Origin of the sequence: uncultured Phyllobacterium sp. (genome assembly GCF_902479695.1) — a bacterium.
Classification (GTDB): domain Bacteria; phylum Pseudomonadota; class Alphaproteobacteria; order Rhizobiales; family Rhizobiaceae; genus Phyllobacterium; species Phyllobacterium calauticae.
This window is the reverse complement of the sequence record NZ_CABSQF010000002.1, coordinates 152594-164781: the sequence shown is the minus strand read 5'-3', so window position 1 is coordinate 164781 and position 12188 is coordinate 152594. Positions and strand designations below refer to the sequence as shown.

The following is a 12188-nucleotide window of genomic DNA, read 5'->3' as shown; positions in this document are numbered from 1 at the left end:
ACGACGATATTCTCCCGAAATGGCCGCTTCAACGGCACACAGCAACGGGCAAAACAGGAATTGGTTCCTTGACGGGCACGACGCATGGCCGCTGATGGCATCAGCGGCTCAACCGATGTATAGTTCCGATTGTTGGCCATCGGAGCCTGAGGCGCGACAGGATCATCACCTATGCCTGCCATGGACAAGCTGTTCGCGGGATCCATCCCCGAGATTTACGACACCTGTCTGGTGCCTCTCATCTTTCAGGCCTATGCAACTGACCTGGCCCGGCGGGTCGCAGGAGCGGCTCCTGCCCACGTTCTGGAAACGGCGGCGGGAACCGGCGTCGTCACGCGTGCGCTGGCCCCGCTTCTCGACGCGAGAGCCAGGTACATCGTCAGCGATCTCAACCAGCCTATGCTCGATAGAGCTGCCATCCGGCAGGGAGAGGACGGGCGCATCACCTGGCGACAGGCGGACGCGCTTAGCCTGCCCTTCGAGCAGGAGAGTTTCGATGCGGTTGTCTGTCAGTTTGGCGCGATGTTCTTCCCCGACAGGGTCTCCGGCTATCGGGAGGCGCTTCGCGTCCTCAAACCTGGCGGCCGCTTTCTCTTCAACGTGTGGGATCGCATCGAGGAAAACGATTTTGCCCGCATCGTCACGGATGCTGCATCCGCCGTTTTCCCCAGCGATCCGCCCCGGTTCCTCGCCCGAACGCCGCACGGCTATCACGATGTCGGGCTGATCGAAGCAGAATTGCGCATGGCGGGCTTCACAGCCATCGAGATCATGACGCTTCAGCACCGAAGCGATGCGCCAAGTGCGCGCAGCGCGGCGATTGCCTACTGCCAAGGCACGCCATTGCGCAACGAAATCGAAGCCCGCGACCCGAAGGCCTTGCAGACCGTTACCGACCGTGCCGCCGAAGCGATTGCGAAGCAGTATGGTGATGGGCCGGTTTCCGGAAAAATCCAGGCGCATATCGTTGTTGCACGGGCCTAGCGGATCGAGACCCAGCATTTGCCGCAGCCTTTCGTCACTGGCGCGTCACGCCGGATTTGCTTTTGTCGGTCCTGGAGTGGACAGACATGATCGTCTCAAGAACTGAAGAATAGGGGATCATGCCCCAGTCCACTGTCGAGAATATGGTGCATTGATCTGACGATGAAGCAAAGTGCTGGAAAAGCGCGTGCTGGAATAAATTAAGGCCCTCGTGTGTCTCCAGACGCGAGGGCTTTTTATCTTTCTGGGTCGGGGTGCCCGCAAACACCATTGATTCCGGTTGAGCTAGATCGGTGTGCCGATCTGTGGAGCAAATTTTTCTCCGGTACGACCCTTCTCAAAGACCGCGCAGCTATCATAAAAATGCATCGAAAGCGTCCCCCTCGAAAAGTCGCTTTCCGGAATCGCCCCGCGCGTATGTTCGGCGTTCAATTCGTCGATCATGTCCTTGCAATGCTCAATGAACGATCCGGCCCGCTTGTATCCGCCGGAATATTCTTCCCAATAGGCGGTGTGCAGATCCTCGACGAAATAGACGCCGTCCCTCGCCATGCGCGGATAGAGGAATTGAAACGTTGCCGACAGGTGCTCCATGACATGGCTTCCGTCATCGAGCACGACATCAGGTGCGCCAAACTCCGCCAGAACGGAAGCCAGGAAATTGGTGTCCGACTGATCCCCGATCCTGATATGGATCTGGTCTTCCTCGAAGTTTGCACATTCGGCCCTGACATCGATGCCGACAATCGTCGCAAGAGGGCCCAGATACTGCTTCCACATTTGCAGTGACCCGCCTTCGCCGCAACCGATTTCAAGAAATATTACGGGACGATTGATGTATCTGGAAAAGTGCCGTTCATAGCTGGGGAAATAGTGTTTCCATTTATGAATGATGCGGCCCTGATTATTCAGGAACAATGGCCAAAGTGACATGTCAAACCCCGTCGTTCTGATAGGGAACAGGTATTTTATGATCTTTGAAATAGCAAGGTTCGCGTGATCCGCCCTGGCGGGTCACGGCAGCATTCTCTGCATCACCTCATCCCCGCGGATGAAGCGGTGCCAAAGTGCGGCCAGGGCATGAATGCCGGCCAGGATGAGTATTCCGTTGGCGCAAAGGCTGTGCAGTTCCCTGATCGATCGCGCAGTTTCCCTGTTGGGGACAAATGGCGTGGGAATGGTGAAGAGGCCGAAGAAGCTCAAGGCGTCGCCTCTGAACCAGGTGAGCAATATGCCAAGGACGGGAATGGCGATCAGCAAGGCGTAGAGCAAAAGATGCCCGACCTTTGCCAACGGACGCTCAAGGCCTGTCATCGAAGGCGGAAGGTCCGGGGCGCCGCGCGCAACACGCAAAGCCACCCGCCAGAACACGAGTGCGGCGAGCAGCAAGCCGAATGAGATATGCAGCCACCACGCCAGGGCCCTGTTGGGATCACCTCTCGGAAAGAGATCGTTGCCATAGGTCAGCGCATAAATCAGCAGGACCAGAACGAACAGCGACCAGTGCAGGGTCTTCTGCATCGGTGAATATCCATTGACCGCCATGGAAGGTACTCCACTTTATAATCATTCTAATGTTTTTACATTGGCGTGAAACGCGGCGCGGCGGCAACGGTTTTTTTCTTAACGATTCGTAAGGTTCGGAGCCGCTGCTTTCCGCCCGCGGTCCATCGTCCGGCAGACATCCGCATATGCTGTGCATGCGCATCCTGCCATCGTCAGACGGCTTGAAACCGGATAGCCGGTCCCATACCATTCAGCCCAGATTCATGAACACACGACCCGTTTGCGCCGTTTGTTCCATCGGGAGTTTGACATGACAACGAAAGACCGGCCGTCCTGTGTTGCGCATTGGTCCGAGATCGAAGGGACTGATGAAAACCACTACAAGGGTGATGACGAATTGCTCGCCATCAACGCGGCTTTCGGTCGGCATTTCGGGCTCGGCAGGATCGGCATTCATCACCAGCGCCTCCTGCCGGGGCGGCGGACATCTTTCCCGCATGCCGAGAGCGCGGAAGAGGAGTTCGTCTACGTCATCGAGGGCACGCCCGATGTCTGGCTGGACGGCGAACTCTGTCGGTTGAAGGCGGGCGATGCGGTTGGTTTTCCGGCGGGCACCGGAATTGCCCATAGTTTTCTCAACAATACCGAGGAGGAAGTCCGTCTTCTCGTGGTTGGTGAAACACCGAAACCGGAGAATCTGATCTATTATCCGCGCCATCCCGAGCGGAAGGCATTGCGTTCCGACTGGTGGGACAATCCGCCCGAGCGCCCGTTGGGTGACCACGACGGCATGACGGACAAGGTCCGTATTTGGAAAGCGCGGACCGTGTAGACGGGCTTCCCGACTGCGCGAAGAAGAGAACGCAAAGCAGGTTCCTGCAGAAGTACTTGCTGATCATGGGGATTTCCGGAAAAACGCGTGAAATCCGCAGTCGGCATGCGCCGGGAAAGCCGCTGTATTGTTCCGATAAACCGGGCCAGATTTTTCATACTAAATGAGCATTGGCGGGACGTGGCATTTCATTTTTACTTATAGTACGGTTCGCTCGTCCTTGCGGACCATTGAAGAAAAATGAGGGGAAAAACCATGTCTTTGAAGAGAATAATGCAGGCTGCGTTACTGAGCGTTGCTTTGGGCGCTCCAGTCGCCTTGGCCGATGATCTGAAGATCGCGGTCGCAGGCCCGATGACCGGCCAGCTTGCCAATATCGGTGACCAGTTCAAGCAGGGCGCACAGGCCGCAGCCGCCGCGATCAACGAAAAGGGCGGCATCAAGGGACGGCAGATCAAACTGGTGTTCGAAGATGATGTCTGCGATCCGAAGCAGGCCGTTTCGATTGCCAACCGTATTGTCGGCGAAGGGATCAAGTTCGTCGATGGTCATGCATGCTCGGGTTCCAGCATCCCCGCGTCGGCGGTTTATGCCGAGGCTGGCGTGCTGATGATGACACCGGCGTCGTCCAACCCCGACCTGACCGATGCCGCAGCGAAAAAGGGCTGGTCGACGATCATGCGCCTCTATACGCGCGACGATGGCCAGGGTGAATTTGTCGGCCCATGGATCGCCAAGACATACAAGGGCAAGCGCGTCGTGATCCTGCATGACAAGGGCGCCTATGGAAAAGGCCTCGCCGACGCGGTGAAAGCCAAGATGAACGAGAGCGGGCTGAAGGAAGTGCTGTATGACGGCATCAACGCCGGCGACAAGGATTATTCGGCGCTCATCACCAAGCTGAAGGAAGCAAAGGCTGATTTCGTCTATTTCGGCGGCTATCATCCCGAAGCGGGCCTCATCCTGCGTCAGGCGGCCGACCAGAACTTCAAGTTCCAGCTGATGATGGGCGATGCGATTGCCTCGCCGGAATTCTGGGCGGTGGCAGGCCCGGCAGGCGAGGGTGTGATGTTCACATTCCCGGCCAACCCGCAGGCCCGGCCTGAGGCGAAAGCGGCGGTTGAGAAGATCAAGGCCAGCGGCTTCACGCCCGATGGTTTCACGCTGTTCTCCTACGCGGTTGTTGAAGCTTTCGCACAGGGCATCGATCGTGCCGGCAGCGATGATCCGGTCAAGGTTGCCGCGGCGCTCAAGGATGGAAAGCCGGTCAATACGGTCATTGGCTCGGTGGTTTTCGATGAGAAGGGCGATATCAAGGATGCCAAATATGACATCAATATCTGGCACAACGGTGCTTACTCGGCCATGAAGCCGTAAGACAGCAAGGGGCAGGCGGTCGTTTCGTCCACCTGAACCGGTCAAAATGAAAACGGGCGCCTCGGGCGCCCGTTTTCCTTGGCAAACAAGAGGTGTTCTACAGTCCGCAGCTCTGCATCTGCGCGGCGTACCGGCTTGCCATGGCGGCCGTGCGCCGCGCCGCCCGGTCGACACCCGGCCTGTTGCGCCATGTTCCGCGCGCATATTCCTTGGGACCGGCGTAATAGGCGGCGTAGAGATTGTAGGCGTCGTTGAGCGGGATGCCGTTCTTCTTGTTGCTTTGCGCGTGATACCAGCCGACGAAATACACCGCATCGGCAAAACTGGTGCGGCCGCTGCCATAACGTCCGGTGCTGCGCTGGAATTCCGCCCAGGTGCCGTCGAGTGCCTGCGAGTAGCCGTAGGCGCTTGAGGGGCGCGTCCAGGGAATGAAGCCGAGCAATTTGGTGCGTGGCGGCCTTGCCCGGGCCTGAAAGCCGGATTCGGTGTTGATCGTGGCCATGAGAATGGGAACCGGCACGCCATATTGCGCTTCCGCGCCCTTGGCGTAGGAATACCAATTGTTGAAGAAGCCGTCCTTTTGATCGAATACGGCGCAAACATTGCTGGTCTGGGTGGGCGCCGAGGCGCAGCCTGCCAGCAACAACAAGGGTATCATCATGATGCGGCGCATGGGCAAGTCCTTTGTCTTGCCCAACCAACTAGTCCTCAATTCCTAACGGAATCTTACCAAATGGCCTCGGGGGCCGATCACATTCGATCAAATTTGATGTGACAATTTATTGTTTCTTAAACGCTGCCTGCCGCCGCGCGAACAGGGACGGCACGGGGTGAGGCGGTGCCCCGATGTATCCCGGCGAGAAAGAGACTTGCCTTCGTGCCGCAGCGGGATCACGTTTGGCCCGGCGAATCCGTTCCGTGCAATGGAGGTCGCCGGTCACCATTCCAGAGGTTTTCCCCATGCGTGCCACCCATCATCCCGCCGGAACCGTGCATCGACTGATCATCGACGGCGTTTCCCTTCGCAACAATCTGCTGGGCGATCCGACCGCTCGCGTGGTCGACGTCTATGTGCCCGCCGGGCATGACGGCACCGGTCTGCCGCTGCTTGTCGATCTCGTGGGGTTCACCGCCGGCGGTCCCGCGCACACCAACTGGAAGGGTTTTGGCGAGAACGTTCCGGAACGGCTTGACCGGCTGATCGGTTCGGGCGCCATGCCTCCGGTCGTCGTTGCCTTCCCGGACTGCTTTACCCGGCTCGGCGGCAACCAGTACATCAACAGCGCGGCAATGGGCAACTGGGAGGATTTTCTCATCGACGAGATGCTGCCAGCGGTCGAAGGGCGGTTCCGCTGCGGCGGTGACGGCAAGCGCGGGGTTTTCGGCAAGAGTTCAGGCGGCTATGGCACGCACGTGCATGCCATGCGGCGATCCGATATCTGGTCTGCGGCGGCAAGCCACTCCGGCGATGCGGGGTTTGAACAGCTTTATCTGCCGGAATTTCCCGGCGTGCTGCGGGCGCTTGCCGAACATGATCTCTCCATTGAAGCATGGATGAAGGCTTTCGAGGCGAAACCGAAAAAGAGCGACAGCGATACGCTGGTCATCATGATTTTGGCCCAGGCGGCAACATTCGATCCGGATCCGCAGGCCTTCCTGGGGCTGCGGCTGCCCGTCGATCTGGAAACCTGCGAACTGATCGAGGAGCGGTGGGCGAACTGGCTGGCCTGGGATCCGGCGCGGCTGGCGGAAACGCATGGTCACAATCTGGCGAAACTGAAAGCGGTTTATTTCGATTGCGGGACGAAGGACCAGTACAACATTCTCTACGGGTCGCGCCGGGTGCATCGGACGCTTGACCGGCTTGGCGTCGTTCACCGTTATGACGAGTTCGACGATAATCATTCGGCTGTCGATTATCGCATGGATGTAAGCCTGCCTTTTCTTGCCAAGGCCTTGAGCTGAGGCATCCGGCGACCCAGATAGGGTAGGCCCGACCGGGCAACCAGCATGGAGAGCAGCGCCAAGGCAACGCCGCCACGGGACGAAAGTTCCGGTTGGCAATCGGACAAACGGGGTTTTATGCAATGTTCCTGCAATCTAATGTGGTGACAACCCGATTGCGGCAGCAACCCGGTTTGATCTGCTGATCAGAATTTGACCGATGCCTCGCAACCTGCTTTTCAGATGAAGCGGCATCCTGCGGGCGCCAGAAATTGAGCCGATGAAAAACGACGTGAACCCATTATGACTGCGACAAACATCGAATACAGGTTGATAGCAATGATTCATGCCGGGGGGATATTCCTATGCTGATCCCCAAGAATTCATGGCTCTACGCAGCACTCTCCTATTCATTGTGGCCCTTGTTCTATTGCGTCGGGCTCATCGGAACCTATGCGGCGTTTCAGACGCAAGCGCCGCTTCTGTGGTTCAATGTGGTGTATTTTTCGGTGGTGGCGCTCATTGCCGTCTTCGAACGGATCATGCCGTACGAGGAAACCTGGCTGAAACGCGACGGCGAAACCTTCAATGACATCGCCCATACGTTGCTGACAAAGGGCGCTGTGCAGATCGCCGCGGCCATTGGCGCATCGTTTCCCATGCTTGTGGCCATCGTCGCCCAGCCGGTGCTCAGCACGTCGGCACATATCTGGCCGAGCGAATGGCCCTTGGCGATCCAGGTCGTCCTCGGCCTGATCATCGCCGAATTCGGGCTCTATATCGCGCACCGGCTGGCCCATGAAAAACTGGCACTCTGGCGGTTTCACGCCTTGCATCACAGTGTCGAGCGTTTGTGGGTGGTCAACACGGGCCGCTTCCATGTGATCGATTCGCTGTTCAAGATCGCTCTCAGCCAGATACCGCTCTATCTGCTCGGCGCACCGCTGCCGGTGTTCCTGTGGATCAGCGCCGTGACCGCGTTTACCGGGCTTTTGACCCATTGCAATGTCGACGTGCGCACCGGACCGCTTGACTGGATTCTCAGCACGCCACGGTTGCATCGCTGGCACCATTCCAAGGAATTGTCGGAAGGCAACACCAATTACGGTGAGAATCTGGTGCTGTGGGATCAGATTCTGGGGACCTACTTCAATCCGCCGCGGCCATCGTCTGTCGATATCGGCATCAGCGGCAAGGTGGCCAAGAGCTTTCTTGGCCAGCTGGCGCAACCCTTTTCGTCCAAGGGGGTCCGGCAGATTCTCGGTTATGCGCCGAAGAAGAGCGATGAGGCCGGAGCTTCATCGATCGCGGCGAAAGTACTCGCCGGCGACAAGGCCGGCGACAAGGATTGAGGCGGCTCTCGCCGGTTCATCAGCGCTGGCCGTGGATGGTCATGTTGAACTGCACGACATTCGAATAGATCGGCGTGCCGACATCCATGCCGTATCTGGAGCGCATTACCTTGCCTTCGACATGAAAGACGATGGCGTTGCGGTCATGGGTGGCAAGGCTGGCCTGGAAACTGGCCGGGCTGCTCTTGCCGCGGGCGGTCAATATTCCGTCGATTGTCGCCGTGTTGGGGCTGGTCTGGGTGATATGCGTTGACTTGAAGGTGACGGTTGGAAAGTTCTGCGCGTCGAACACCGCGTCGGAACGCAGGAAACTTTCGATCCGCGACTGGCCGGTGTTGACGCTTTCCGGAAACAGCGTGAACTCAATGCTCGACCGGCTGATATCGCCATTGTTCAGGGAGAATACGCCCGAGAACTTCTTGAAGTCGCCCGATATGCCGCCGCCGCCGATTTGCGCGACGACGAAGCCGATGCGGGACGATGCATCGATCTTGTAACGGCCTGCCACATCGGCCAGCGTGTCGGCATTTGCCAGTGCAGGCGCTATGGCAAGCAGAAGTGGTATGACGGCCTTGAGAACGGCACTGATGCAAGCCCGGGCGATTTTCATGATCGAGTATCCTTGTTTGCAATGCGCAGGGGATCGGCGCGCGATCGAACGGAAGCCGGGCGGCGTGCGCCGAGCATGCGCAGGAGGACAGTGTCCTTTTTCCAGAAGTGATGGTGCAGGGCTGCCAGAATGTGCGCGGCAGCAACAATGGCGGAGAGATAGGCGAGCCAGGCATGACTGGCCGTCCAGAATGCTTCGGCCTGATCGGAGATTGCCAGAGGCAAGGGCGGTATCACCAGCAGATTGAAAGCATAGGTCGGTATCTGCAAAGGCGAACTGGAGGCGAGCGCCCATCCGGTCAACGGAATGACAAAGAGGGCGACGTAGAGGAACGCGTGCGCGACATGCGCCGCGGCGCGTTCGATCCGGCTCATGCTGTCGGGCGCACGCGGCCGCGGATTTGCCATCCGCCAGAGAAGCCGCACGCCCGAGAGCAGCAGAATGAGAAAGCCCAGGGATTTGTGCCACTGGAAAAGGCTGAACTGCAGGGCGTAATTGCCGGTGCGGACCATCAGATAGCCCAGCAGAATCTGTCCAAGGAAAATGGCGGCAATGATCCAATGGAAGAGGATCGTCACCACGCCATAGGATTCCGCATCATTTCGCAGCATCGGTACACTCCATCGCACAAGCAGCCCCTGGGGAGGGGCTACCCTGATGTGGAATGAACACCGCAGCGGTGAAAATTATTCGGTCCGCCGATTCTTTTGTTCGGCGGCGCGGATTATCCGGCTTTTATGCTCAGAAACCGCTGCGCCGCATACAGCGAGATGGCTGCGGCATTCGAAACATTGAGCGATTTGATCGCGCCGGGCATGTCGAGACGGGCGAGGTGGGTCACCGTTTCGCGGGTTTTTTGCCGCAACCCCTTGCCCTCAGCCCCGAGCACAAGCGCGATGCGGTCGTGCGCCATGGTTTTTTCGAGTTCGAGCGGGCCTTCCGAATCAAGACCGATGGTGGCAAAGCCGAGCTCGTGCAGTTCGTGGATGGCGTCGGCGAGGTTGCGCACCTCAATATGCGGAATGAGTTCAAGCGCGCCCGATGCGGCCTTGGCCAGGACGCCCGATTCCTGCGGGCTGTGGCGGGCGGTGGTCACGATGGCACCGGCACCGAAGGCAACGGCGGACCGCATGATCGCGCCGACATTGTGCGGATCGGTGACCTGGTCGAGAATCAGCAGGAGCTGGCTGTCTTTCAAAGCCTTCAGCGACTGGGTCTTCAGCGGCTTGACTTCGATCATGACGCCCTGATGCACGGCTTCGGAGCCGGTTTCCCGATCAATCGCACGCGGATCGACAATATCGACATCGAAGGGCAGGGCGGACGAATCAGCGATCTCCAGCCGGTCGAGGGCATTCTTCGTCACCAGCATGCGCTTGATCTGGCGCTGGGGGTTGTCCAGCGCGGCGCGCACCGTGTGCAGGCCATACAGGCGCACGAGCCCTTCGGGCGCCTGTGTGCCTTCCGCAGCGGGCCGCGTGGGGCGCTGGACCTGCGGCGGCCCTCCGGCCTTCTTGTCGCGAAACTGGCGGCGCAGCGTGGCATAGTGGGAATCTTTGGGTGTACGGGATGGTTTTTCTTCGCTCATGCCGCAACCTATAACCCTTCATGCCGCCCGGCGATATATGCTTCTTGGCGAAAATGCAGATGCTCCCGCTTTGATCGCCGTGGCCGTGCCGGCGAACGGCCCGGGACAATGATTTTCACAGGACCCGTCATTTTCTTCCGCAGACTGTTGACACCACGAAAGCTAGTCGGCATAAGGCCACCCGCAAGCCGCCGCTGGAAAACAAATTCGGCAGCTGGTTTTGCAGAGTGCCTGATGGCGCGGTTCTATCGGTAGTGACCGGAGGAGTGCCCGAGTGGTTAAAGGGGACGGACTGTAAATCCGTTAGCTTGGCTTACGTTGGTTCGAATCCAACCTCCTCCACCACTGCCGGAACCGAGCGCCTGATGCACAAGCCAAAACCGGAACTGGTTTTGGTATGGCTTGTGCGCCGTTGAAAATGTTACGGTGGTTCCAGTGCGTTTCGCACGCACGGCACTGTAATATGTGCGGGTATAGCTCAGTGGTAGAGCAGCAGCCTTCCAAGCTGAATATGCGGGTTCGATTCCCGCTACCCGCTCCAGATTTGCAAGAGCACCGCGTGCACGCGTGAGCGCGCAGAGGTGCTCTTCGATTTTTGTCTTGAGCATTGCACGCCGCTCATGTGTCCCCATATGAACGAGCATGAACAAGACGAAACCAATCCGATCCGGTTGATCAGACCGGGCGGGCGACTGAGCTGACGGACGGCTTGCTGTCTCGTCTGAGCTACAAACATGGTACCGGCCCTAGACCGGTTGTGATGACGAGAGAACGACAGCTATGGCTAAGAGCAAGTTTGAACGTAACAAGCCGCACGTCAACATCGGCACGATTGGTCACGTTGACCATGGCAAGACATCGTTGACGGCAGCGATTACGAAGTATTTCGGTGAATACAAGGCGTACGACCAGATCGACGCGGCACCGGAAGAAAAGGCGCGCGGCATCACCATTTCGACGGCGCACGTCGAGTACGAGACGGCAGCGCGCCACTACGCGCACGTCGATTGCCCCGGCCACGCCGACTATGTGAAGAACATGATCACCGGTGCGGCGCAGATGGACGGCGCGATCCTGGTTGTATCGGCTGCCGACGGCCCGATGCCGCAGACGCGCGAGCACATCCTGCTGGCCCGTCAGGTTGGCGTTCCGGCGATCGTGGTTTTCCTGAACAAGGTCGACCAGGTTGACGATGCCGAGCTTCTGGAACTGGTTGAACTGGAAGTGCGCGAGCTTCTGTCGAAGTACGACTTCCCGGGCGACGATGTGCCGATCGTCAAGGGTTCGGCGCTGGCCGCACTGGAAGATTCCAACAAGGAAATCGGCGAAGACGCAGTGCGCGCGCTGATGGCGGAAGTCGACAAGTACATCCCGACACCGGAGCGTCCGGTTGACCAGCCGTTCCTGATGCCGATCGAAGACGTTTTCTCGATCTCGGGTCGTGGTACGGTTGTGACGGGCCGCGTTGAACGCGGTATCGTCAAGGTTGGTGAAGAAGTTGAAATCATCGGCATCAAGCCGACGACGAAGACGACGGTGACCGGCGTTGAAATGTTCCGCAAGCTGCTCGACCAGGGCCAGGCCGGCGACAACATCGGCGCGCTGATCCGCGGCGTTGGCCGTGAAGACGTCGAACGCGGCCAGATCCTTGCCAAGCCAGGTTCGGTCAAGCCGCACACGAAGTTCAAGGCAGAAGCCTATATCCTGACGAAGGACGAGGGTGGCCGTCATACGCCATTCTTCTCCAACTACCGTCCGCAGTTCTACTTCCGCACGACCGACGTGACGGGCGTGGTGACGCTGCCGGAAGGCACGGAAATGGTCATGCCCGGCGACAACATCTCGGTTGATGTGACGCTGATCGTGCCGATCGCAATGGAAGAGAAGCTGCGCTTCGCTATCCGTGAAGGTGGCCGCACGGTTGGCGCAGGGATTGTTGCTTCGATCATCGAGTAATTGTCGCAAGACAAGTTGAATATGGAAAAGGCGGCCAGT

At 58.6% G+C, this 12188-nt stretch carries 12 protein-coding genes and 2 tRNA genes; 8 read left to right on the top strand and 6 right to left on the bottom strand.

All coding sequences use genetic code 11. The features are described 5' to 3' along the window. The first annotated feature begins 171 nt into the window (after positions 1 to 171). On the top strand, positions 172 to 984 hold the full coding sequence (locus RDL77_RS02080; RefSeq protein WP_288191612.1) for a class I SAM-dependent methyltransferase: 813 nt from the start codon (positions 172 to 174) through the stop codon (positions 982 to 984). A 285-nt stretch (positions 985 to 1269) separates the two neighbouring features. Here the strand turns inward: RDL77_RS02080 and RDL77_RS02075 are convergent, their stop codons facing one another. Both RDL77_RS02075 and RDL77_RS02070 read right to left on the bottom strand, forming a co-directional pair. Beyond that, positions 1270 to 1917: a class I SAM-dependent methyltransferase gene (locus RDL77_RS02075; RefSeq protein ID WP_288191611.1), complete on the bottom strand. Its 648-nt coding sequence runs from the start codon at positions 1915 to 1917 to the stop codon at positions 1270 to 1272. A gap of 81 nt (positions 1918 to 1998) precedes the next feature. Further along, a complete protein-coding gene (locus RDL77_RS02070; protein ID WP_288191610.1) occupies positions 1999 to 2529 on the bottom strand; it encodes a cytochrome b in 531 nt (176 codons plus the stop codon). A 271-nt stretch (positions 2530 to 2800) separates the two neighbouring features. Between RDL77_RS02070 and RDL77_RS02065 the strand changes: the two genes are divergently transcribed. Together RDL77_RS02065 and RDL77_RS02060 are read left to right on the top strand one after the other, a co-directional pair. Then, a complete protein-coding gene (locus tag RDL77_RS02065) occupies positions 2801 to 3322 on the top strand; it encodes a cupin domain-containing protein (RefSeq protein WP_288191609.1) in 522 nt (173 codons plus the stop codon). 273 nt (positions 3323 to 3595) lie between these two features. Continuing rightward, positions 3596 to 4699, top strand: coding sequence for an ABC transporter substrate-binding protein (locus tag RDL77_RS02060; protein WP_374042637.1), 1104 nt, complete (start codon positions 3596 to 3598; stop codon positions 4697 to 4699). Positions 4700 to 4796: 97 nt separating this feature from the next. Here the strand turns inward: RDL77_RS02060 and RDL77_RS02055 are convergent, their stop codons facing one another. After that, a complete protein-coding gene (locus RDL77_RS02055) occupies positions 4797 to 5372 on the bottom strand; it encodes a transglycosylase SLT domain-containing protein (protein ID WP_223613242.1) in 576 nt (191 codons plus the stop codon). 287 nt (positions 5373 to 5659) lie between these two features. Here RDL77_RS02055 and RDL77_RS02050 point away from each other — a divergent pair, with 287 nt between their 5' ends. Continuing rightward, entirely contained in the window at positions 5660 to 6664 is a 1005-nt protein-coding gene (locus RDL77_RS02050) for an alpha/beta hydrolase family protein (RefSeq protein WP_288191608.1), read from the top strand. 344 nt (positions 6665 to 7008) lie between these two features. Continuing rightward, positions 7009 to 7995: a sterol desaturase family protein gene (locus RDL77_RS02045; protein WP_288191607.1), complete on the top strand. Its 987-nt coding sequence runs from the start codon at positions 7009 to 7011 to the stop codon at positions 7993 to 7995. Positions 7996 to 8014: 19 nt separating this feature from the next. Here the strand turns inward: RDL77_RS02045 and RDL77_RS02040 are convergent, their stop codons facing one another. The 3 genes from RDL77_RS02040 to rlmB form a co-directional block, all read right to left on the bottom strand. After that, the gene (locus RDL77_RS02040; protein ID WP_223613245.1) at positions 8015 to 8605 is read right to left on the bottom strand and encodes a YceI family protein; all 591 of its coding nucleotides are present in this window, start codon (positions 8603 to 8605) and stop codon (positions 8015 to 8017) included. Then, positions 8602 to 9216: a cytochrome b gene (locus RDL77_RS02035; protein WP_288191606.1), complete on the bottom strand. Its 615-nt coding sequence runs from the start codon at positions 9214 to 9216 to the stop codon at positions 8602 to 8604. Before RDL77_RS02035 ends, RDL77_RS02040 begins: the two co-directional genes overlap by 4 nt. A 113-nt stretch (positions 9217 to 9329) precedes the next feature. Then, positions 9330 to 10193 carry a 23S rRNA (guanosine(2251)-2'-O)-methyltransferase RlmB gene (rlmB, locus tag RDL77_RS02030; protein WP_288191605.1) on the bottom strand — a complete coding sequence of 288 codons (864 nt, stop codon included), beginning with the start codon at positions 10191 to 10193 and terminating at the stop codon, positions 9330 to 9332. 260 nt (positions 10194 to 10453) lie between these two features. Here rlmB and RDL77_RS02025 point away from each other — a divergent pair. The 3 genes from RDL77_RS02025 to tuf all read left to right on the top strand — a co-directional run bounded on the left by RDL77_RS02025 (position 10454) and on the right by tuf (position 12149). Beyond that, a tRNA-Tyr gene (locus RDL77_RS02025) sits at positions 10454 to 10538 on the top strand. Between the two features lie 122 nt (positions 10539 to 10660). Next, a tRNA-Gly gene (locus RDL77_RS02020) sits at positions 10661 to 10734 on the top strand. Between the two features lie 239 nt (positions 10735 to 10973). Then, on the top strand, positions 10974 to 12149 hold the full coding sequence (tuf, locus tag RDL77_RS02015) for an elongation factor Tu (RefSeq protein ID WP_223613248.1): 1176 nt from the start codon (positions 10974 to 10976) through the stop codon (positions 12147 to 12149). Positions 12150 to 12188: the final 39 nt, after the last annotated feature.

Coding starts and splice junctions, on each gene's coding strand:
- RDL77_RS02040 (WP_223613245.1), bottom strand. CDS start 8,605: ATGAAAATCGCCCGGGCTTGCATCAGTGCCGTTCTCAAGGCCGTCATA.
- RDL77_RS02055 (WP_223613242.1), bottom strand. CDS start 5,372: ATGCGCCGCATCATGATGATACCCTTGTTGTTGCTGGCAGGCTGCGCC.
- RDL77_RS02035 (WP_288191606.1), bottom strand. CDS start 9,216: ATGCTGCGAAATGATGCGGAATCCTATGGCGTGGTGACGATCCTCTTC.
- RDL77_RS02045 (WP_288191607.1), top strand. CDS start 7,009: ATGCTGATCCCCAAGAATTCATGGCTCTACGCAGCACTCTCCTATTCA.
- RDL77_RS02065 (WP_288191609.1), top strand. CDS start 2,801: ATGACAACGAAAGACCGGCCGTCCTGTGTTGCGCATTGGTCCGAGATC.
- RDL77_RS02080 (WP_288191612.1), top strand. CDS start 172: ATGCCTGCCATGGACAAGCTGTTCGCGGGATCCATCCCCGAGATTTAC.
- RDL77_RS02060 (WP_374042637.1), top strand. CDS start 3,596: ATGCAGGCTGCGTTACTGAGCGTTGCTTTGGGCGCTCCAGTCGCCTTG.
- RDL77_RS02075 (WP_288191611.1), bottom strand. CDS start 1,917: ATGTCACTTTGGCCATTGTTCCTGAATAATCAGGGCCGCATCATTCAT.
- rlmB (WP_288191605.1), bottom strand. CDS start 10,193: ATGAGCGAAGAAAAACCATCCCGTACACCCAAAGATTCCCACTATGCC.
- RDL77_RS02070 (WP_288191610.1), bottom strand. CDS start 2,529: ATGGCGGTCAATGGATATTCACCGATGCAGAAGACCCTGCACTGGTCG.
- tuf (WP_223613248.1), top strand. CDS start 10,974: ATGGCTAAGAGCAAGTTTGAACGTAACAAGCCGCACGTCAACATCGGC.
- RDL77_RS02050 (WP_288191608.1), top strand. CDS start 5,660: ATGCGTGCCACCCATCATCCCGCCGGAACCGTGCATCGACTGATCATC.